18 protein-coding genes are annotated in these 19,746 nt (G+C 72.4%); 15 read left to right on the top strand and 3 right to left on the bottom strand.

Annotated features, from left to right (window positions below; translation table 11 throughout):
• Positions 1–47: 47 nt before the first annotated feature.
• Positions 48–674, top strand: a complete 627-nt coding sequence (locus ACIP5W_RS32175; protein ID WP_401481003.1) for a hypothetical protein — start codon at positions 48–50, stop codon at positions 672–674.
• A gap of 10 nt (positions 675–684) precedes the next feature.
• Here ACIP5W_RS32175 and ACIP5W_RS32170 read toward each other — a convergent pair whose 3' ends face one another.
• The gene (locus ACIP5W_RS32170; RefSeq protein WP_401481001.1) at positions 685–1,281 is read right to left on the bottom strand and encodes a TetR/AcrR family transcriptional regulator; all 597 of its coding nucleotides are present in this window, start codon (positions 1,279–1,281) and stop codon (positions 685–687) included.
• 143 nt (positions 1,282–1,424) lie between these two features.
• Between ACIP5W_RS32170 and ACIP5W_RS32165 the strand changes: the two genes are divergently transcribed.
• Positions 1,425–2,300, top strand: a complete 876-nt coding sequence (locus ACIP5W_RS32165) for an NAD(P)-dependent oxidoreductase (RefSeq protein ID WP_401480999.1) — start codon at positions 1,425–1,427, stop codon at positions 2,298–2,300.
• 18 nt (positions 2,301–2,318) lie between these two features.
• Complete coding sequence (locus ACIP5W_RS32160) at positions 2,319–3,218, top strand: homoserine O-acetyltransferase (protein ID WP_401480997.1); 900 nt, start codon at positions 2,319–2,321, stop codon at positions 3,216–3,218.
• Positions 3,219–3,329: 111 nt separating this feature from the next.
• Here ACIP5W_RS32160 and ACIP5W_RS32155 read toward each other — a convergent pair whose 3' ends face one another.
• Positions 3,330–6,677, bottom strand: coding sequence for an AfsR/SARP family transcriptional regulator (locus tag ACIP5W_RS32155; RefSeq protein WP_401480995.1), 3,348 nt, complete (start codon positions 6,675–6,677; stop codon positions 3,330–3,332).
• A 272-nt stretch (positions 6,678–6,949) separates the two neighbouring features.
• Here ACIP5W_RS32155 and ACIP5W_RS32150 point away from each other — a divergent pair, with 272 nt between their 5' ends.
• From ACIP5W_RS32150 to ACIP5W_RS32135, 4 genes are all read left to right on the top strand, one after another.
• Positions 6,950–7,495, top strand: coding sequence for an SDR family NAD(P)-dependent oxidoreductase (locus ACIP5W_RS32150; protein WP_401480993.1), 546 nt, complete (start codon positions 6,950–6,952; stop codon positions 7,493–7,495).
• A gap of 168 nt (positions 7,496–7,663) precedes the next feature.
• Positions 7,664–8,908 carry an MFS transporter gene (locus ACIP5W_RS32145; RefSeq protein WP_401480991.1) on the top strand — a complete coding sequence of 415 codons (1,245 nt, stop codon included), beginning with the start codon at positions 7,664–7,666 and terminating at the stop codon, positions 8,906–8,908.
• Positions 8,909–9,207: 299 nt separating this feature from the next.
• Positions 9,208–10,407: a transposase gene (locus ACIP5W_RS32140; RefSeq protein ID WP_401480989.1), complete on the top strand. Its 1,200-nt coding sequence runs from the start codon at positions 9,208–9,210 to the stop codon at positions 10,405–10,407.
• A 37-nt stretch (positions 10,408–10,444) separates the two neighbouring features.
• A complete protein-coding gene (locus tag ACIP5W_RS32135; protein WP_401480987.1) occupies positions 10,445–11,134 on the top strand; it encodes a response regulator transcription factor in 690 nt (229 codons plus the stop codon).
• A gap of 65 nt (positions 11,135–11,199) precedes the next feature.
• Here the strand turns inward: ACIP5W_RS32135 and ACIP5W_RS32130 are convergent, their stop codons facing one another.
• The gene (locus ACIP5W_RS32130) at positions 11,200–11,952 is read right to left on the bottom strand and encodes an arylmalonate decarboxylase (protein ID WP_401480986.1); all 753 of its coding nucleotides are present in this window, start codon (positions 11,950–11,952) and stop codon (positions 11,200–11,202) included.
• Between the two features lie 170 nt (positions 11,953–12,122).
• Here ACIP5W_RS32130 and ACIP5W_RS32125 point away from each other — a divergent pair, with 170 nt between their 5' ends.
• The 8 genes from ACIP5W_RS32125 (at position 12,123) to ACIP5W_RS32090 (ending at position 19,712) form a co-directional block, all read left to right on the top strand.
• The gene (locus tag ACIP5W_RS32125; RefSeq protein WP_401480984.1) at positions 12,123–13,274 is read left to right on the top strand and encodes an isopropylmalate synthase; all 1,152 of its coding nucleotides are present in this window, start codon (positions 12,123–12,125) and stop codon (positions 13,272–13,274) included.
• Positions 13,275–13,343: 69 nt separating this feature from the next.
• Positions 13,344–13,529, top strand: a complete 186-nt coding sequence (locus ACIP5W_RS32120; RefSeq protein WP_401480982.1) for a lysine biosynthesis protein LysW — start codon at positions 13,344–13,346, stop codon at positions 13,527–13,529.
• A 1-nt stretch (position 13,530) separates the two neighbouring features.
• Positions 13,531–14,379, top strand: coding sequence for a RimK family alpha-L-glutamate ligase (locus ACIP5W_RS32115; RefSeq protein WP_401480980.1), 849 nt, complete (start codon positions 13,531–13,533; stop codon positions 14,377–14,379).
• Positions 14,376–15,443, top strand: coding sequence for an N-acetyl-gamma-glutamyl-phosphate reductase (gene argC / locus ACIP5W_RS32110; RefSeq protein WP_401480978.1), 1,068 nt, complete (start codon positions 14,376–14,378; stop codon positions 15,441–15,443). The genes ACIP5W_RS32115 and argC overlap by 4 nt, the downstream gene beginning before the upstream one ends.
• A 41-nt stretch (positions 15,444–15,484) precedes the next feature.
• On the top strand, positions 15,485–16,297 hold the full coding sequence (locus ACIP5W_RS32105) for an acetylglutamate kinase (RefSeq protein WP_401480976.1): 813 nt from the start codon (positions 15,485–15,487) through the stop codon (positions 16,295–16,297).
• A gap of 12 nt (positions 16,298–16,309) precedes the next feature.
• Positions 16,310–16,873, top strand: coding sequence for a type 1 glutamine amidotransferase (locus ACIP5W_RS32100; RefSeq protein ID WP_401480974.1), 564 nt, complete (start codon positions 16,310–16,312; stop codon positions 16,871–16,873).
• Between the two features lie 53 nt (positions 16,874–16,926).
• Positions 16,927–18,045: a Glu/Leu/Phe/Val dehydrogenase dimerization domain-containing protein gene (locus ACIP5W_RS32095; RefSeq protein ID WP_401480972.1), complete on the top strand. Its 1,119-nt coding sequence runs from the start codon at positions 16,927–16,929 to the stop codon at positions 18,043–18,045.
• Positions 18,042–19,712: an AMP-binding protein gene (locus ACIP5W_RS32090; RefSeq protein WP_401480970.1), complete on the top strand. Its 1,671-nt coding sequence runs from the start codon at positions 18,042–18,044 to the stop codon at positions 19,710–19,712. Before ACIP5W_RS32095 ends, ACIP5W_RS32090 begins: the two co-directional genes overlap by 4 nt.
• The last annotated feature ends 34 nt before the right edge of the window (positions 19,713–19,746 follow it).

Genomic DNA, 19,746 nt, shown 5'->3' with positions numbered 1-19,746 from the left:
TTCAGCACGTTCCGGGTAGGGCTGTCCCAGGCAACCCGGAGGAGTCCATGCCCCCTGCGTCCCCTGTGCCCCCTGCGACACGCCGTGCGGCCCGCTGGGCGGCCACCGCCGCCGCACTCGTCCTCACCGGCGCCTGCGGCGGCGGCGAAGGCGACGGCGCGACGCGGACCGCGCCGGCCCCGCCGCCCACCGGCTCCGCGGCGGCACCGGCCCCCGCCGGCAGCTCCCCACCGCCCACCGCGCAGTCCCCCACCCCCACGGGCACCGCCCCGGCGGACCCGGACGGGGCCGAGCGGGACATCCGGGCCGCGTGGAAGACCCTCTTCGCCCCGGGCTCCTCCGTCGACGACCGGAGCGGGGCGGTCGAGGACGGCCCCCAGAACGCCCTGATGATCGAGAACCTCTTCGCCGACCGCCTCGGCGGCCGCCTGCGCGCCACGGTGACCTCCGTGGCGTACACGACGTCCCAGGACGCCGCCGTCGGCTACACCCTCACCCGCGACGGCCGGGCGCTGGACCCCGGCGGGCCGGGTGCGGCCGTCCGGCAGGGCGACACCTGGAAGGTCGCACTGCGTACGGTCTGCGCCCTGACCCGGCACGCCGAGGACGCGCCCAGGGCGCCGAGGTGCGACGAGCCCGGGTCGCCGTCGGCCACGGCGCGGGTGCGGCCGTAGCGCCGTCCGTTCAGCCCTTGCGGCTCACCGCCGCGTCGAGCAGCGGACCGAGTTCACGGGCCGCGCCCGTCAGCGCGCGCACGTCCTGCTCGGCACGGGCGATGAGGATCGCCCCCTCCAGGGCTCCGATCATGAGCGTGGCCAGCGGTGCGGCCCGTTCCGACGGGACACCCATGCCGGTCAGGGCGTCGGCCACGGCGCCGTTCCAGACGGCGAACGCGGCGGCCGCGGCCTCCCGCGTGGACTCGACGGACTCGGCGCAGTCCACCGTGGCCGCGGCGACGGGGCAGCCGCCCGCGAACCCGGCCGACTCGTACTCGTCGGTCCACTGCCGCACCATCTCGCCGAACAGAGCGCTCGGCGTCGGCTCGGGCAGCGCGGCCAGGAACCGCGTCACCCGGCCGGCCGCATAACGGCCGGCCCAGGCCAGCGCCTCGTTGACCAGCTGCTCCTTGCCGCCGGGGAAGTAGTGCTGGAGCGAGCCCCGGGGCGCCCGCGCGTGGGCGGCCACCTCGCGCATGCCGGTGGCGCCGACGCCCTCGCGCCGGACGAGCTGGGCCGCGCTGAAGACCATCCGCTCACGCGGCCCCCGTTCGGACGGCGCCATGGTCGACCTCCAGGATGTCGCGACTGACCGGCGCCCACTCTATGACAGCCGTCATGGGAGCGCCTACCATGACGGCTGTCATAGTGGCCCGCCCAGGGCGACGGCAATGGCTCCGCCTCGGCACGGGCCAGGAAAGGCAGCACATGACGTACGTCGGTTTCCTCGGCCTCGGGGTCATGGGGCAGCCCATGGCACTCAACCTCGCCCGAGCCGCGACGCCCCTCCTCGTGTGGAACCGCACCCCCGGCCGCTGCGAGCCCCTGCGCGCCGCCGGGGCCGAGGTCGCGGCGAGCCCCGCCGAGGTCTTCGAGCGGGCCGGCACGGTGATCCTCATGCTGGCCGACGAGACGGCCGTCGACACGGTCCTCGGCCGCGGCACCCCGGACTTCGCCGCCCGCGTCGCCGGACACACCGTCGTGCACATGGGCACGACCGCGCCCGAGTACTCCGGCGAACTGCGGGACGACATCCTGGCCGCGGGCGGCCGTTACGTGGAGGCGCCGGTCTCCGGCTCGCGGGTCCCGGCGGAGCGGGGCGAGTTGGTCGCCATGCTGGCCGGGGACGACGACGCCGTGGCGGCCGTACGCCCGCTGCTGGCCCCGCTGTGCCGCGAGACCTTCGAGTGCGGCGGGGTGCCGGGCGCCCTGCTGATGAAGTTCTCGGTGAACCTCTTCCTGATCACCCTGGTCACCGGTCTGGCCGAGGCCTTCCACTTCGCCGACCGGCACGGGCTCGACCGGCGCCTGCTGCGGGACGTCCTGGACGCGGGCCCGATGGCCAGCGCGGTCTCCCGGGTCAAGGCGCCCAAACTGCTGTCCCGCGACTTCACCGTCCAGGCGGCGGCCGCGGACGTCCTGAAGAACAACCGCCTGATCGCGCGGGCCGCCCGCACGGCGGGCATCGCCTCCCCGCTCCTCGACGTCTGCCACGCCCTCTACGGCGAGACCGTCGAACAGGGCCACGGCGACGAGGACATGGCGGCCGTCCTGCACGCGCTGGAGGCCCGCACCCGGGGTTGAGGGGCACCTCGGTGCCGGGTGGTCAGAGGACGGCGGCCGTGGCCTTGGGACGGGCTCATCGGGGCCGGTCTGGCCCTGGACACGGACCGCTGGTTCGTCGTCGCCCCCAATGTGCTGGGCGGCTGCCAGGGCAGCACCGGACCGTCCTCGACGCGTCCGGACGGACGACACTGGGGTGGCTCCTTCCCCGCTCTGACACAACGTGACCAGGTCGCCGCGGAGGCCGGCCTGGCCGACGCGCTCGGCATCGGCCGCTGGGCCCTGGTGGTCGGCGGCTCCATGGGCGGAATGCGCGCCGTGGAGTGGGCCGTGTCGTATCCGGAGCGCACGGGCGCGCTCCTCCTGCTCGCGACCACGGCGGCGGCGAGCGCGGAGCAGATCGCCTGGGCCGGCATTCAGCTCCACGCCATCCGCGGCGACCCGTACTGGCGCGGCGGCGACTACCACGGCACGGGCCGGGGCCCGCACGCGGGGCTCGGCCTGGCCCGCCGCCTCGCCCACGTCACCTACCGCAGCGAACCGGAGTTGCAGGTCCGCTTCGGTCGCACGCCCCAGGGTGCGGAGGACCCCTGGAACGGCGGCCGGTACCAGGTCGAGTCCTACCTCGACCACCACGCCGCCAAGCTGGTGCGCCGCTTCGACGCGGGCAGCTATGTCGTGCTCGCAGACGCCATGAACACGCACGACATCGGTCGCGGTCGTGGCGGTACGCGCGCCGCCCTGCGCCGTGTGACCGCCAGGACGCTTGTCGCCGGAGTGAGCTCGGACCGCCTGTATCCCCTCACCCAGCAGGCGGAGCTGGCCGCCGGGATCGGCACGGCGGACGACCTCCGGGTGATCGAATCCCCCCACGGTCACGACGGCTTCCTCATCGAGGTCGAGCAGGTCGCCGCGTTCGTACGCGAACTCCTGGGTTGACGGCTGCCGTTCGGGGCCGCCGATGCGATCGCCTCGGAACCCGGCGCGCGACACGGGCCGGCGGATCCCGGGGGACACGTCCTCGAGCCGTCGCAGGACACCGGCCCGTGCTCAACCGGCCTCGCCCATCAGCCGGTCGAGTGTCGTCCGGGCATGGAGTACCGCCTCCTCCACGGCCAGCCGTGTGCCACGGTCGAACGCCTCCGCGAAGGCGGGCCCGCCCAGGGCGGCCCGTGCCGCCGCCGCGATGCGGTCGACGTCTGCGCGCTCGGCGGGCGGCAGCGGGGCGCCCACGCCTCGCCGGGCCGCATCCGCCGCGCCGAGCAGTACGACTGCGCACGTGGCGGCGGGTTCGTCTCCGCGCAAGGCCAACGCTCCCGCGAGACCCTCCAGCGACAGCGCGAGGGCGCGCGGCTCGCCGAGGGAACAGGCGACGTCCAGACCGCACAGGTGGTGAGCGGTGGCACGGGCCGCGTCGCCGCGGAGTTCCGCGACGAAGCCGAGTTCGGCCAGGAGGAGGTGGTCGCCCGCCCGGGAGGAGACGTCCGCGTGGCCGTCGCCGATGTGCAGCAGGTGCGCTTCGGCGGCGTCGAGGTCGCCGGAGCGGCGCGCGCCGAGGGCGAGGCCCATCTCGGAGTGGATCTCGCCGTACTTGTAGCCCTGTTCGAGGGCGATGCGGCGGGCCTGCTCGTGCAGGTCGCGGGCTCGGTCCCAGTCGCGGGCGAGCAACGCGAGCCGGCCGAGCCCGGAGAGCCGCGCCGAAACCTCCGCCTCAAGTCCCAGCTCCCGGGCCATCCTGAGCCCTTCGTGCTGGCGGTGTGCCGCTTCCCGGTACTCGCCCTTGATCTCGGCCAGCGCGGCCAGCGGCGAAACGGTCTGCAACTCTCCCCATCGGTCGCCCAGTTCGCGGAAGAGACCGGCGCTGCGCAGCCCGTCGCGGCCGAGCCCGGCCAGGTCGCCGCGGACCAGCGCGAGCATCGCCCGCAGGCCGAGCGCGGCGGCGGTGCCCCACTGGTCCTTCGTGGCGGCGGAGAAGGCGAGGACACGGGTGTTCAGCTCGTCGCCGTCGGTGGTGGCGCCCGCGCTGAACAAGCCGTACGCGCACAGCCACAGGGCGCGGGCCCGGTGCAGGGTGTCGGGAACGGCCTCGACGGCACGGATGGCGGAGGCCGCGCCGGGCTCGCCGGTGAGAAGCGCGAACGCGGCGTGCAGCAGGACGAGTTCAGGGGCAACGTGACCGGGCGGACCCGCGTCCTGCGGGAGGGCTCCGAGGACGGCCCGCAGGCTGCGGCGGGCCTCGGTGAGGCGGCCCCGCAGGAGCCACCACCAGGACAGGGCGGTGGCGAGCCGTACGGCGTCGTCCGCGTCGTCCGCGGCGGCGCGGCGCAACGCCTCGTCGAACGCCGCGCGCAGATTGCCGGTCTCGGCGTCCAGACGGGCGAGCCAGGACTGCTGCCCGGCAGCGCGCAGCTGAGGCTCCGCACGTTCGGCGAGGGCAAGGTAGTGGCGCAGATGGCGGTCACGTACGGCGGTGAGGTCCTCCATTTCGTGCAGTCGCTCCCTCGCGTACGCGGAGACGGATTCCAGGAGCCGGTAGCGCCGCCCGGCCGGCACGTCCACGACGGCGACGAGGGACCGGTCGACCAGCCGCGTCACGAGATCGAGCACTTCGTCGCGGGTGACCCCCTCCCCCGTGCACACCGCTTCGGCGGCCTCGAGGTCACAGCCGTCGCTGAAGGCGGCAAGGCGGCGCAGGACGATGCGCTCGGGCGCGCTGAGCAGTTCCCAGCTCCAGTCGATCACCGCCCGCAGGGTCTGCTGGCGGGCCGGCGCCCCACGCCGTCCCGCGGTCAGGACCCGGAACCTGTCGCTGAGCCGGGCGGCCAGCTCCCGCACGCCCAGGGCGCGTACACGGGTCGCGGCGAGTTCGAGTGCGAGCGGAATGCCGTCGAGGCGGCGGCAGATCTCGGCGACGGTGTCCCGGTCGCCCGGGTGGGACGTGTCCGGATCGAGCGGGAAGCCGGAGGCGGAGGCACGCTCCATGAACAGCCGGACGGCGTCGGCGGTCGGGAGGGGCTCGACCAGGAACACCTCCTCGCCGGTCAGACCCAGCGGTTCCTGGCTGGTGGCGAGGACGTGCACGCCGGGTGCGGCGTGCAGGAGTGCCTCGGTCAGTTCGGCTGCGGCCTCGATGACGTGCTCGCAGTTGTCCAGGACGAGCAGGGTGCGACGGTCCCGCAGGGCAGCGGTGAGGTGGTGCACCGGGGAGGGGGTGCCGGTGCACGTGCCCGGCAGGACGGAGGGAGCGTCGTCCCTGATGCCGAGGGTGGTGGCGACGACCTGGGCGAGGTCGGCGGCGGTGCCGACACGGGTGCCGGCGAGTTCGACGAGCCAGACACCGTCGGGAAGTCCACCGGCGTCGGCCGCTGCCGCGGTGCCCGCCGCCACGGCCAGGCGGGTCTTGCCGACGCCGCCGGGGCCGGTGAGGGTGACCAGCCGTGCCGAGCCGAGAAGGTGTGAGAGGCCGGTGAGGGCCCGGTGCCGGCCGATGAGGGGAGTGAGGGGAACGGGCAGGTTCGAGCGGATACCGGTCGGGGGCAGGTCCTCGAACGCGGCGGGCGGTCGTTGCGCGTGGCGGAGGGGAACTCCCCCGTCCGAGCGGGGCCGGGAACCCGGTGAAGGCCGGCCACGCCGTCCGCCGCCGGGTGCGCCGGGGGCGGGGGCCAGTTCGGGATCCTGCCGGAGCACCGCCTGGTGCAGTGCGGTGAGCTCGGGGCTGGGATCGACCCCGAGCTCCCCGACGAGGCGGGATCTCAGGTCCTCGTACGACGCGAGGGCCTCGCTCTGACGTCCCGCCACGTAGAGGGCCCGGATCTGCAGGGCGCGCAGGCGCTCCCGCAGCGGGTGCTGAGCCACGAGGTCGGCGAGCTCTCCCGCGAGGAGCACATGGCCTCCCGCCTCCAGACGGGCTTGCGCCTGTTCCTCCAGCACGGACAGCCGCTGTTCCGCGAGGCGCTGCGCGGTTCCCCGCACGAACTCCTCGTCCGCGAAATCCGCGTATGCGGGTCCCCGCCACAGTTCGAGGGCCTGGGTGAGCAGCGCGGCTCGCGCGCCGGGGTCCTGGACGAGGCGGGCCTCGGCGGCAAGGGCGCCGAACCGTACGGCGTCCACCTCGTCGCCGTCACCGTCGAGCCGCAGCCGGTAGCCCGGCGGCTGCCGCACCACCCGATCCCGGCCGAGGACCCGGCGCAGCTGGGAGACCCTGGCCTGCAGGGCGCCCGCGGGCCTGCCCGGCGGCCGGTCGCCCCACAGGTCGTGGATGAGGCGGTCCGCCGCGACCGGGCCCCCGTCGTGCGCGAGCAGGTTCGCGAGCAGCGCGCGGACCTTGACTTCGGGGACTTTGACCGTCTCTCCCCCGTCGTCCCACACCACCAGTGGCCCAAGCACCCCAAACCGCATGCGAGTCACTGTATATGTACCTGCATATGTACGGGTGGCCGCCGTCTCCGGTTGCCCGGCCCGCCGCTCCGCCGACGGATCGGGCCCCGGCGGCGGGGAAGTCCACCCCCCCCCCGCTCCCTTCGGACGCATCTTCACCCACTCGTCCGGTGCGACCGGCCGGCCCGCAGCCGTTCCGAAGGATTTCCGAAGCGCCCCCGCGCACAGTCGTTCCCGACGGGTGGCACCGCGCGCCCGGCGGGAACAGCGCATCCGGGGAAGGAGCGGCGCACATGGCCAAGTACGCGGACAGGAGGGCCGTGGTGGTGGTCGGTGCGGCGAGCGGCATCGGTCTGGCCATCGCCAAGCGCCTCGTGGAGGGAGGCGCGGAGGTCCTGCTGACCGCCCGTACCCCGCAGGAGCGCGTCCGTATGGGCAACGAGCTGGGCTCCGCCGCCCGTGTCGTCGCACCGGGCGCACTCGAGGGCTGCCTCGCCCCGGGAGACGGCGTCGATCTCCTTTTCGCCGACGCCATGTCCACGGTGCAGGCCCTGGTGCCGAGTCTGAGGGACGGCGGCGCGGTCGTCCTCACCGCCCTTCCCCCGTCGCCCGCCTCCGTGCACGCGCTCGCCAGGGAGCTCGTCTCCCGCGGCATCCGCGTCAACGCGGTGGCCCCGGGCTGTATCGAGGCGCCGGGCGGCGGCGCCGTCCCCCTGCCGCCGTTGGGCCGTCTCGGCGCCGCCGAGGAGGTGGCCCGCGCCGCGCTCTTCCTGGCAACGGACGCGACCTTCACGACGGGCGCCCGGCTGCCGGTCGACGGCGGACTCGGTCCCCCGTGACCCGACGAGCACGGTGCCCGACGAGCACGGTGCCCGACCACCACCCGCGATCCGACGCAACGCGTCACCGAGAACACGTGACCGGTCCCCGACTCGGCACCGCCCCCGGACACCGCACCCCGGGCGACCGGAAGACGACACGTCCCCAGAGAATCCGGAGCACACCACATGAGCACCGCACCCGACACCGAGGCCGGTTCCGCCTCGGGCACCGGCACCGCGTCAGGTCCGGAGGGCGGAGCCGAGGGGCAGCAGAAGCTCCCGCTCCTCGCCCTCCTCGCCCTGGCCACCGCCGTCTTCGTCACCAGCCTCACCGAGACCCTCCCCGCCGGCCTCCTCCCCGCGATCAGCGACGACCTGCACGTGAGCGAGTCCGCGACCGGGCAGACGGTCACCGTCTACGCGATCGGCACCGCACTGACCGCGATCCCCCTGACGGCGGCCACCGCGGGCTGGCGGCGCAAGCGGCTGCTGCTGACCGCCATGGGCGGCTTCGCCCTCGCCAACACCGTCACCGCGGTGTCGTCCCACTACGGGCTGACGATGGTGGCACGCTTCGTCGCGGGTGTGGCGGCCGGTCTGGCCTGGGCACTGCTCGCCGGGTACGCGCGGCGCATGGCACCCGTCCGCCTCCAGGGCAGGGCGATCGCCATCGCCATGGCGGGCATTCCCCTCGCACTCTCGCTCGGTGTGCCTGCCGGAACCTTCCTCGGCAAGGTGACCGACTGGCGTGTGGCCTTCCTCGCGATGACGGCGCTCACCGTGGTGCTCCTGCTGTGGATCGTGGCGGCCGTACCGGACTACCCGGGTCAGGAGCGCGGCGAGCAGCCGAAGATGCTGCACGCTCTGCGCGTCCCGGGCGTGACCCCGGTCCTGTTCGTCACGCTGGTCTTCGTCCTGGCCCACACCATCCTGTACGCCTACATCGCCAGCTTCCTCGACGACCTGGGCATGAGTGACAACACCGACCTCGTGCTCCTCGTCTTCGGCGCCACGTCACTGGCGAGCATCTGGATCGTCGGCGCCCAGATCCACCACCGGCTGCGCGCCCTCACTGTCGCCAGCACCTTGCTGGTCGCCGTGGCCGCGGCGCTCCTGGCGGTCCTCGCCGACCACACCGCCCTCGTCTACCTCGCCGCAGTCCTGTGGGGCCTGGGATGGGGTGGCGTACCCACCTTGCTGCAGACCGCCGCGGGCGACGCGGGCGGCGATCACGCCGACGCGGCACAGGCGATGCTCGTCACGCTGTGGAACGTCGCCATGGCAGCCGGCGGGATCATCGGCGGCATCCTGCTCGACCTGATCGGCAGCGACTCCTTCCCCTGGACCGTTCTGCTGCTCCTGTTGCCGGTCCTCGCGGTCGTCCTCTCCGCACGCGGCCACGGCTTCCCCGCCAGGCGGAGCGCGGTTTAGGGCGGCGGCCGACGCCTTCGGAATCCCCGTGCACGGGGATTCCGAAGGCCTTCCCCGATGATTCGCTCGCTTCACCAAGCAATTTGTTCATATGTTTTTGACAATTCACCGCTCTCCCGCTCACACGGTGTCCACGCCAGGCCCCGAGCACGTTTCCGCTGCTCAGACCGCGAAGTTTCAAAGTGAACGACCGACCGCTGAAATTTTCACTTCGAACGGTATTTTGATACCTCGTACAGATGCGTTACGCACCGACCCCGGTGCGTGAGTGTCGCGGATACGAGGGGGCGTAGCTTCACATGCCATCAAGCGGGAGACGGACGACGGTGGGCGACGGTGCGCGCACGCAGATGTTCGTGGAGGACGTTTTCGGATCGCTCCAGCGGGTGGAGCAACGCCGTTGGGCCCGAGCGTATCTGTGGGCCCTGACCCACATCTCGGGCAAGAAGACGCCGAGGCGTCTGGCGCGGGCCGGGTCGTTACCTTCGGCCGCGGTGAACGGCCTGCATCAGTTCATCAACGGCAGTCCGTGGGACTGGCAGCCCGTGCGGCGCAGGCTCGCCCTGTGGGTTTCCGCCAACGCGGCGCCGTACGCCTGGACGGTGGCCGAACTCATCATCCCCAAGAACGGCGAACACTCCGTGGGCGTGCACCACCGAGTGGACGCCGCGACCGGCCGCACCGTCAGCTGCCAGCGCGCGATCGTGCTCTTCCTGGCCACCGACACCGACTGCTTTCCCGTGGACTGGAGTCTCGTGCTCAGCGGTCCCTGGGACTGGGACGTGGAACGCAGACGCCGCGCGCGTGTACCGGAGGCGGAGCCGGCCCGCCCCGCCGGTGCCCACGTCCTCGGCCACGTCGCCGACGTGCTCGCACAGCCCCTGCTGCCACGCGTTCCCTGGGTCCTGGACCTGACACGGTGCGAGGACGCGGGCGGCGTGCTCGCGGGGCTCGCCCGGCAGGGCGTCGACATGGTGTGCGAGGTCGACCCGGATCAGGTCGTCCTCATCGGACGGCGCACTCCCACGGTCAGCACCGTGGGCGCGCTGATGGAGATGCGTCACGCCCGGAAACCACACCTGATGTCGCGCCAGACCCCGGGCGGCCGGGCCAGGACGGTGCCGGTCTACAGCTGCACCGGCACCGTGCGTCTGCCGCTGCTCGGCATCGGCGGGGAGGGGAACTCCCGCGAATACCGCGTCCTGAAGCGGCCCGACCCGGACGGCCGGCGGTCCCCCCGGTACTGGATCACCAGTCTCACGGACCGCGACGTGGAGGAGGTTCTCGCCCTCGTCCGCGGCCTTGTCGCCACCGTGGCGGCCGTCACCACCATGCGGGAACGATTCGGCGTGCTCGACTTCGAGGGGCGTTCCTTCCCCGGCTGGCACCACCACATGACCATGGCCTCGGCCGCATACGTCTACCAGCGTCTGCACGCCGCTCCCCCGACGCCGACCGTGTCGCCGCCGCCCTCCGAGCTCATCGGGACCGCAAGCTGACGAGAGGTGAGGAGAGCCACGAGAAAGGGCGGAACGTATGACGACCGTACTGGTGGTGGAGCAGAACGCCTCCGTCGCCGAGGCCATGGTGCACAGTCTCGGACGCCAGGGGTACCGGGCTCGCAGCGTCGACACGGGGGCCCGGGCACTGCGGGTGTACCGCGAAGCGGACCTGGTGCTGCTCTCCCTGGAACTGCCCGACATGGACGGACTGGAGGTGTGCCGGTCCCTGCGCAGCGGCAGCGACAAGCCCCTGATCGCCGTCACCGATCTCGACGACGAACTGGACCGGGTCCTCGCCCTGAAGGCCGGCGCGGACGACTGCGTGGTGAAGACCTGGGGATTCCGGGAGATCGGCGCCCGCATCGAGGCGGTACTGCGACGCGCCCGCCCCCTGCCGGGTACGACGGGAACCATTTCCCTGCATCCTCTCCACATGGATCCACGCACCCAGGAAGTGCGCCTGGACGACCGGGTCGTCCCCGTCACCTCGAAGGAGTTCGAACTGCTCTACGCCCTGGCCGCCGCTCCCGAAACCGTCCTGTCGAGAAAAGCCCTGATGGCGAAGGTGTGGGGCAGCAACTGGGTGTGCGCCAGCCGCACCATCGACACGCATGTGAGCAGCCTGCGGGCGAAGCTCGGCTCCAGCGGATGGATCATCACGGTTCGAGGGGTCGGTTACCGGATGGGGCACGCCCGGCGTGCGCTCGAGGCGTCCGAGGGCTGAACCGCCGTACGACACGGCCGGGCCGGTGGCCCCGGGGTGGCGAACGCTCCGGGGCCATGGCGGTGTCAGGCGGCCGCGCGCTCCAGGCGCCGCAGCAGCGGGTGTCCGGCGGGAGTGCCGTCGCCCGCGACTCGCCGCGCCCACCAGGCCGACGCCAGGTTGGAGGTCAGCAGTGTGCGGCCGGCGTCCTCCCGGACGAGCTCGGCGAGGGCGGCGAGCGTGGCCATGCCCGTGCCGGTGAACAACAGCGCGGTGTCGTCGGGGAGTTTCCGCGCCCGTATGCGGTCGAGGATCGCCTCTGTCGTGACCTGGTACGGGTCGTAGCGGTCGTCCCCGGACGGGTCCTGTGCCGCCGGAACCCGCACGACACCGTCGACCGTGAGGCCGGCCTGCTCCCAGAAGGCGCGGGAGGTGTCGGTGAGCCACGACTCGTACGGGGAGACGAGCGTCAGACGCGTCACGCCCAGCGCACCGCACGCCGTGAGGATCGCCTGCGTCGACGACTGCACGGGGAAGCCCGCACGCGCGGACAGTTCGGCGCAGAAGGTCCGGTCGCCGTCCGGGCCCAGCAGATAGTGCGAGGCACTGCACGCCACCACGGCGGCGTGCAGACGCATGCGGCCGAAGGCGCCGACGGTTTCCGGGAGTACGTCGTTGTACGTCTCCAGCATTTCCCTGAGCCCGACTCCGGGCGTCACCGGGAAACGAGACGTGTACACATTCACACGAGGACTCAGCAGGTGATGGAACTCCGGTTCCGCCGTGGGGTTTTCCGGAGGTACGACAACCCCGATCCGAGGCAGCGAAGAAAGGTTCATCTCAACACCGTACGACGGTACTCGCATCAGTGGCGCCCCTTTCCCTCTTCACATTCCTTGACTTTTTTCCACAGAGCCTGACTCGAGAGATCTTGCCCTTTTCCACGGTCCGGCCGAAGGTATTCATCAGCGCATCGACTGCAGCATCCCTTTGATGAGGAGTGAAGGAAATGGCCGCAGCAGAAAGCGACGAGAAGACGCCGGAACCGCCCCGCATATCGGACGCGACCTTGCGGGACTCCGCTCACATGGCAGGCGTCGAGTTCGGCCCCGAGGACGCCGCGGTCATCTCCGACCTGCTGGTGAAGACCGGCGTCGAGCTGGTCGAGGTGGGCATGGTGGCCGGTCCGGACTCCAAGGACGCCGATCTCGTCCTCGCCACCCATGAGGCCGTCGGCCCGGAGCGCAGCATGACGCTCGTCGTCGTACGAGACCGTCGGCAGGTCGCCACGGCCCTCGACGAGGCCGAACGCCTGGGCGTGCGCCACATCATGTACTCCATCCCCACCTCCGAGCAGCACGCGAAACTGAAGCTCGGCTCACCCAGCGCCAAGTTCCTGCACACACTTGCCCGTTCGGCGATCTCGCAGGCCAAGGAGCGAGGCTTCCACGTCACCTTCAGCGGCGAGGACGGCGCCCGCACCCCCAGGGAGCGGCTCGTCCCCTACGTCACCGCGGGATTCGAGGCCGGCGCCGACCGGTTCCGGCTGGCGGAGACCGTCGCCCGTCTGTCGCCCTGGCAGATGGAGGAGGTGATCGCCGGCCTCACGGAGATCGACGGCTCGGAGATCGAGATCCATTCGCACAACATGCTGGGCATGGCCGTCGCCAACTCCCTCGCCGCCGTCCGCGCGGGCGCACGGTGGATCTCCGCGACCGTCGGCGGCATCGGCGAACGCGGCGGCAACGCTCCACTGGCCGAACTGCTCACCTCGTTGCGCGTCATCCACGGCGACACCCGCTTCGACCTGACCCATCTCACCGAGCTGTCGCGGGTCGCCCTCAAGGGCGCCGGCCTCGGCGAGGCGTTCCAGCCGGGGCCGACCACGCCGCACGCCTTCGCCTACGAGCTGCCCGGTCAGCTCAGCCACCCGGAGGCGTACGAGACGCTGCCCGCCGAATCAGTGGGCAACACCAGGGAGTTGCAGGTCCGCACCCGTCTCACTCCCGCCCTGGTCACGTGGGCGCTCGCCGACTCGGAGATCTCCGTCGACGTCGAGGCCTTCACCCCGTGGCTCATCGAGCGGCAGGAACACGGCGGCCGCCCGCTGCTCGACCGGGACGCGATCCGCAAGGCCGCCATCGACTTCCGGGCCGCCTGAACCGCATCCCCACCCGACCCACCCCCTTGCCGCCATCCCCTCACCCGCCACCACCGACGGAGTTGACTTATGTCCACCGCCACCCTCACCGGTGTCTGCCCCGAGTGCGAGACCGACCTGACCGTACCGCCGCTGGTCCAGGGCGAGACCCTCTCCTGCCCCGAGTGCATGCTCACGCTCCGCGTCGAAGCCGTCGACAACGGACGGCTGACGCTGCAGATGGTCGAGGTCCAGCTCCGCGACTGGGGGCAGTGACATGGCCGGCAAAGTGGCCGTCGTCGCAGACCGGGTCGGCTGGGAGGAACGCCAACTCATAGGCCGCGCTGCCGACTTCGGCCTGCAGATCGACTGGGTCGACGACGGCTCCCTGGGCCTGGGTGACGCCGGGGCACCGTCGATCGACGGCTACGACGGCCTGCTGATCCGCAGCCGCAGCTACACCCGCGGCGGTCTGCTCGCCACGCTGGCCGAGTCGACCGGCGTGCCCGTCCTCAACTCCGCCGCGGCCGTCCACGCCTGCGAGAACAAGCTGGTGCTGCGCGCCGTGCTGCGCGCCGCCGGCGTGCCGGTGCCGGAGTTCCGGCTCGTCCTGTCCCGCAAGGATTTCGAGAAGGCGCTCGACGACCTGGGTCTGCCGGTGGTGCTCAAGCCCGTCTACGGCGGCATGGGCAGACGCGTCACCCTGATCCGTGACCGGGACCTGGCGCACTCCGTCTACGACTACGTCGAGGACCTCGGTCACGCCTTCGAGCAGGCATGCCTGGTGGAGCCGTACGTGAGCGGCGGCTCGGTCCGCGCTCTGGTCGTCGGCCGGCAGATCGTCGCCGCAGCCGAGTTCGAGAGCGCCGGTGCCGACTGGCGCAGCAACGCGGCGCTCGGCAACCGGAGCCGGGCACTGGCCCACGACCCCGAGGTGCAGAAGGTCGTGGACGACGTCGTGGACCGGCTCGGCGCCGGCATCTACGGAGTCGATCTCTTCAGGACACCTTCGGGCCTCCTCGTCAACGAGGTCAACCATGCCCCCGCCTGGCGGGGTGTGGCGTCGACGACGGGAGTGGACATCCCGTCGGCCGTCGCCCGGCACGTGCAGGAGACACTCGCATGATCCGTGCAGGAATCATCGGCGCCTCCGGATTCACCGGCGGTGAACTCATCAGGCTGGTGAGCCGGCATCCCGAACTCGAACTGACCTTTCTGGGCGGCAACTCCAGCGCCGGCAAGCGCCCGGCCCAGCTGCACCCCGGGCTCCGCACCGACCTGGGCCTGGCCATCGAACCCGTCACGGCCGACGCCGTCGCCGAGCGGTGCGACGTGGTGTTCCTCGCCACGCCCGCCCAGGTCTCGGCCGAGCTGGCCGTGCTCCTCGCCGACCGCGTCCCGTGTGTGATCGACCTGAGCGGTGCCTTCCGCATCCGCACCCCGGAGTTGCACGAGCGCTGGTACCCCAAGGCCGAACGGCGCACCGAACTGGCCGACCGCTTCGTCTACGGGGTGCCGGAACTCGTCGGGGACCAGCTGGTCGGGGCCCCGCTCATCTCGGTGCCCGGTTGCTACGCCACCGCGATCACGCTGGGGCTCGCCCCGCTGACCCTCGGCCTGGGCCTCGACCTGAGGACCGTGGTGGTGGACGGCAAGAGCGGCTCCAGCGGCGGCGGCCTGCAGCTGCGCACCGCCGACCTGCACCCGCTGCGCCACGGTGCCATCGCGCCGTACGCGCCGACGGGGCACCGGCACGCCGCGGAGGTAGGCGACTTCCTGAAGCGCGGCAGGCGCGGCACCATCGGCTCGCTGACCATGTCCGCGTACGGGGTGTCGCATGTGCGCGGACTGCTCGCCAGCGCCTACGTGTTCACCGACGACGCCGTGGACGGGCGCGAGCTGCAGCGGGCGTATCTGCGCTTCTACAAGGGGCATCACTTCGTGCGGGTGCGGCGGCACACCGAGACGCTGATCCCGGTGCCGGACCCGCAGGCCGTCCTGGGCTCCAACTTCTGTGACGTGACGGTCCTGCGTGACGACGAAAGGGATGCGGGCGGCCGCATCGTCGTCCTCGCCGCCCTCGACAACCTCGTCAAGGGCGCCGCGGGCCAGGCCGTGCAGGCCATGAACAAGCGGTTCGCACTGCCCGAGGAGACGGGCCTGACGATGCAGCCGGTGATGCCCGCATGAGCAATGCCCGCGTACACGATGCCCGCGTGCACGATGCCCGCGTGCACGATGCCCCGGCGAACCGGAACGACCGGACCCCGACCGTGGTGAAGCTCGGCGGCAGCTGCCTGGACGATCTCGGCGCCGCGTGGTGGGACGATCTGGCCCGGCACGGGCGGGAACGGCCGCTGGTCCTCGTGCACGGCTGGTCCAAGCCGCTGAAAAGGCTCCACCCCCGCTACAGCGAGCCGTCGGCCATCCTGCGCGACCGGTACGGCAACCAGAGCCGCTGGACCACACCCGAGGTCATCGCCGACGTCAAGACCGTCAGCGCCTCACTGGGCGAGGAGGTCCTCGGGCGGCTGGAGCGACGCGGCGTCCTTGCCGAGCGGCTGCTCGGCAGCGACGGTCTGGTCCGCGCCGGCGAGGGCGAACGCTGGTGGTGGCGGAACAAGCAACTCGTCGAACTGGACAACCTCGTCGGCCCGATCACCGGTGTGGACCCGGCCCGGCTGAAGAACCTCCGGCCGGGCCACGCCTACCTCGTCACGCCGCTGGCCCGCAACACGGCGGGCCAGGAGGTGAACACCGATGCCGACCGGGCCGCCGCCGCCCTGGCCGGGGCCACCGACGCGGCCGACCTGGTCCTGGTCACCGACGTGGCGCACCTGCTGATCGGCGGGGAGCCGGTGCGCCGGATCACCGCCGAAGCCGCGGCGGCGTTCCGTGACAAGGGCGCCACCGGCGGCATGCGCAAGAAGCTGCGGGCCGCGGGCGAGGCCCTGGAGCGGGGCGTGCAGCGGGTGGTCATCGGCAACGCACCCGTCACGGAGCTGCTCGCCGCCCGTACCGGCACCGTCATCACGCGAGACTGAGGAGTACAGGACGTGGCGCATTCACGTGTTCTGGTCGTCGACAACGGAACGCTCTCCCTCAAGCAACTGCGCAGCCGATTGGAGGAACTGGGCTCCGACACCGAGGCCGTCGACGCGGCCTCCGTACCTGCCCGGCTCGACAGGCGCCACCGGGCGATCGTGCTGAGCGGCACCAAGGTACGGGCCTACGACCGCGAGCACTACAAGCCGCTCGTCGACCTCGTCATGGGCGCCGACGTCCCGGTCCTCGGAATCTGCGGCGGCATGCAGATCCTCGCGGTCGCGGCGGGCGGCGTCCTGGCGGAAGGGCCGCAGCGGGTCGGCGGCCACGAGGTCCAGGTCGACAAGGAAGACCGGCTCTTCACGTACGTGAAGCCGACGGTGACGGTCTTCCACCGCCACACCCTCTACCTCCGAGGGGCCCCGGAGGGCTTCCGCTCCATCGGCCGTTCCGCACACGCGCCCGTGGAGTTCCTGCGGTCCGACGACGGCCGGATCTACGGCGCCCAGGCGCATCTGGAGTTCCGCAGCGACGGCCTGGAGATCCTGCGCGGCTTCGCCCAGCTCTACCGGTGACGCCACGCCGCGCGCAGTTCCCCCGACCTCATCTACGTACTCGAGGACTTGGCATGAGTGATCTGGAAAACCCGCAGGAGCCCGCCTTCACGGTCCACCTGAACGGCAGCGGCGGCACGGTCAGGGGCTGGGTAGTCGTCGACACGCTGTACGACGGCCTGGCCATGGGCGGCGTCCGGATGACCCCCGCGGTCACCGAGGAGGAGGTGGCCGGCCTCGCCCGCGACATGACGCAGAAGTTCACCCTCGCCGGACTGCCCATCGGTGGGGCCAAGGGCGGCATCGTCTCCGACGGCGACAACCGCGAGGAGACGTTCCGCACCTTCGGCCGCACCGTCAAACCGCTCCTGCACGGCGGCATCCACCTCGGCATCGACATGGGCGTCACCCCCGCCGACCGCGCCGTGTTCTTCGCCGAGGCCGGCTACGACCCGCGCTACCGCCTCGGCGCCCCCGACATGCCGATCGACTGGCGCACGTACTACGAGCCGCTGATCGACTGCACCGGTCACGGCGTCGGGGTCGCGGCGGTCACCGCCCTGGAAGCGAGCGGCCGCACCGGCCCGGCCCGGGTCGTCGTCCAGGGCTTCGGCGCCGTGGGCCGGGCGGTCGCGCGGTTCCTGGAGGACCGCGGTCACGTGATCGTGGGCGTCGCCGACGTGCACGGCACCCTCAGCGCGGACCGGCTGCCGGTGGCCGACCTGGTCGCCGTCACCGACGAGTTCGGGCGGATCGACCGCTCCCGGCTGCCGCAGCACGTCACCGTCTCCACCGAGCCGGACGCCTGGCTCGACATCGACGCCGACCTGCTGATCCTGGCGGCGCAGAAATACGCGCTGAACACGGACAACGCGCACCGGCTGCGGGCCGGCCTGGTGGTCGAGGGCGGCAACCTCAGCTCCGACGCCGAGGCGAAGGAGAAGGCGCGGGCGTCGGGCGCCGTCCTGGTCCCGGGTGTGATCGCCAACATCGGCGGGGCCGCCTCGGCCGCCCTGGCGGTCACCCGGGTCGTGCCCTTCGACCTGGCGGCGGACGCGCGCAAGGCATGGGTCTTCGCATGGGTCGGCGACCGCGTGCGCCACAACACGCGGGACCTGCTGGAGATCGCCGCCGCGCGGGCCGGCGACCCGCTGCCGGAACTGCTCGCGGCCCGCCGCGAGGAGCGCCGATGACCGGGGCCGCACACCCCGGCCCGGCAGCGGCTTCTCCCGGGGACCGCGCGGCGGAGTACCGGCGACGCGGCTGGTGGCGCGACGAGACCTTCCTCGACGACCTGCGCCGGCAGGCGCGGGAACGCCCGCACCGGCTCGCCGTCGCGGGCCGGCGCATCACCGAGTCCCGCACGGACACACTGGACTACGCGGAACTGGCCCGCCTCACCGACAGGTTCGCCCATGCGCTGCTGGACCTCGGTGTGCGCAGGGGCGACTTCGTCGCCGTGCAGCTTCCCAACCGGTGGGAGATGGTGCCGCTGATGTTCGCCTGCATGCGCGTCGGCGCCGTCGTCTGCCCGATCTCCCCCGTCTGCCCCGAGGACGAGCTCCGCCACCGTCTCGCCCTCACCGGGGCCCGGGTGTGCGTCACGCTCCCCGCCTGGTCGGGCACCCCCTTGGTGGACATCGCCGTCAAGCTCAGGGACGAACTCCCCACGCTCGACGCCGTGGTGGTGGTGGACGGCCCGGTGCCCGGTGGTGCGCTCTCCTTCCACGACCGCTTCGTGGCCGGCGCCGGGGAAGAGGGCCACGGCGCGGGCCTGGACGGCCTGGCGCTGACGGCCGACGAGCCGTTCGTGGTCCTTTTCACGTCCGGCACCACCGGCGCGTCCAAGGGCGTGCTGCACAGTCAGAACACCGTCCACTCGGCCGTGCGCGGCTACGTCGACGCCTTCGGGGCCGGGGACGACTGGGTGGCAGCCGTGTCCACGCCGCTCGTCCACTACTCCGGCTTCGCGCAGGGCGTCCTCGCGGGTGTGATGCTCGGTGGCACCGTCGCCTTCCAGGACGTGCGCAGGAACGAGGCACTGCTCGACCTGGTGGAGCGCTACGGCGCCACGCTGCTGTACGGACCCCCCGCCACCCTCGCCGACGTGGCCGCCTCGCAGCGGGCCGAGAAACGCGACACGAGCACCCTGCGTCACGTCGTGATCGGCTCCGCACCGGTCCTGAGGGAGCTGGCCGACGAGGTCCGCGAAACGCTCGGCGCGCGGGTCCACTCCCTGTGGGGCATGTCCGAGAACGGGCCGGTGACCATGACCCGGCCGGAGGATCCCGAGGGCTGGGCAGCACACAGCAACGGCCGCGCCATCGACGCCATGGAGACGCTCATCGACCCCGCGGGCGTCGGGGGCGGGAACGACTCCGTGGGCCGACTCAAGGTGCGCGGCGCATCACTCGCGCTCGGCTACCACCGGCGTCAGGACGCGTTCGCGGCGGAGTTGGGGGCCGACGGCTGGTTCGACACCGGTGACCTCGCGCGGGACGACGGCCGCGGCGGTGTCCGCATCGTGGGCCGGGCCCGGGACGCGATCGAACGCGACGGCCTGATCGCACCCATGACGGAGCTGGAGGCGGTCATCGGCAGCCACCCGAAGGCCGCCGAGGCCGCGCTGGTCGGCCTGCCGGCAGCCGACGGCCGGGCCGGGCCGGTGATCTGCGCCGTCGTGGTCCCGAACGGCTCGGTGGGCCCGTCGCTCGACGAAGTCCGCTCGCACGTGCGGGAGTCGGGACACGATTCCCGCTTCCTGCCGGACCGCGTGGAGCTGCTCCCCGCACTCCCGAAGACGCTCACCGGCAAGGTGCGCAAGGCGGAGCTGCGACAGCGGTACGCCGCGACGAGCTGACCGGCTCCCGGCCGGTCCACCCGACCGGGAGAAA

Source organism: Streptomyces sp. NPDC088766 (assembly GCF_044750845.1).
In the GTDB taxonomy this organism is placed as follows: domain Bacteria; phylum Actinomycetota; class Actinomycetes; order Streptomycetales; family Streptomycetaceae; genus Streptomyces.
This window is presented reverse-complemented; position numbering and strand designations above follow the sequence as displayed.

Coding starts and splice junctions, on each gene's coding strand:
- ACIP5W_RS32090 (WP_401480970.1), top strand. CDS start 18,042: ATGACCGGGGCCGCACACCCCGGCCCGGCAGCGGCTTCTCCCGGGGAC.
- ACIP5W_RS32135 (WP_401480987.1), top strand. CDS start 10,445: ATGACGACCGTACTGGTGGTGGAGCAGAACGCCTCCGTCGCCGAGGCC.
- ACIP5W_RS32170 (WP_401481001.1), bottom strand. CDS start 1,281: ATGGCGCCGTCCGAACGGGGGCCGCGTGAGCGGATGGTCTTCAGCGCG.
- ACIP5W_RS32140 (WP_401480989.1), top strand. CDS start 9,208: ATGCCATCAAGCGGGAGACGGACGACGGTGGGCGACGGTGCGCGCACG.
- ACIP5W_RS32175 (WP_401481003.1), top strand. CDS start 48: ATGCCCCCTGCGTCCCCTGTGCCCCCTGCGACACGCCGTGCGGCCCGC.
- ACIP5W_RS32125 (WP_401480984.1), top strand. CDS start 12,123: ATGGCCGCAGCAGAAAGCGACGAGAAGACGCCGGAACCGCCCCGCATA.
- argC (WP_401480978.1), top strand. CDS start 14,376: ATGATCCGTGCAGGAATCATCGGCGCCTCCGGATTCACCGGCGGTGAA.
- ACIP5W_RS32095 (WP_401480972.1), top strand. CDS start 16,927: ATGAGTGATCTGGAAAACCCGCAGGAGCCCGCCTTCACGGTCCACCTG.
- ACIP5W_RS32145 (WP_401480991.1), top strand. CDS start 7,664: ATGAGCACCGCACCCGACACCGAGGCCGGTTCCGCCTCGGGCACCGGC.
- ACIP5W_RS32115 (WP_401480980.1), top strand. CDS start 13,531: ATGGCCGGCAAAGTGGCCGTCGTCGCAGACCGGGTCGGCTGGGAGGAA.
- ACIP5W_RS32120 (WP_401480982.1), top strand. CDS start 13,344: ATGTCCACCGCCACCCTCACCGGTGTCTGCCCCGAGTGCGAGACCGAC.
- ACIP5W_RS32150 (WP_401480993.1), top strand. CDS start 6,950: ATGGCCAAGTACGCGGACAGGAGGGCCGTGGTGGTGGTCGGTGCGGCG.
- ACIP5W_RS32165 (WP_401480999.1), top strand. CDS start 1,425: ATGACGTACGTCGGTTTCCTCGGCCTCGGGGTCATGGGGCAGCCCATG.
- ACIP5W_RS32155 (WP_401480995.1), bottom strand. CDS start 6,677: ATGCGGTTTGGGGTGCTTGGGCCACTGGTGGTGTGGGACGACGGGGGA.
- ACIP5W_RS32130 (WP_401480986.1), bottom strand. CDS start 11,952: ATGAACCTTTCTTCGCTGCCTCGGATCGGGGTTGTCGTACCTCCGGAA.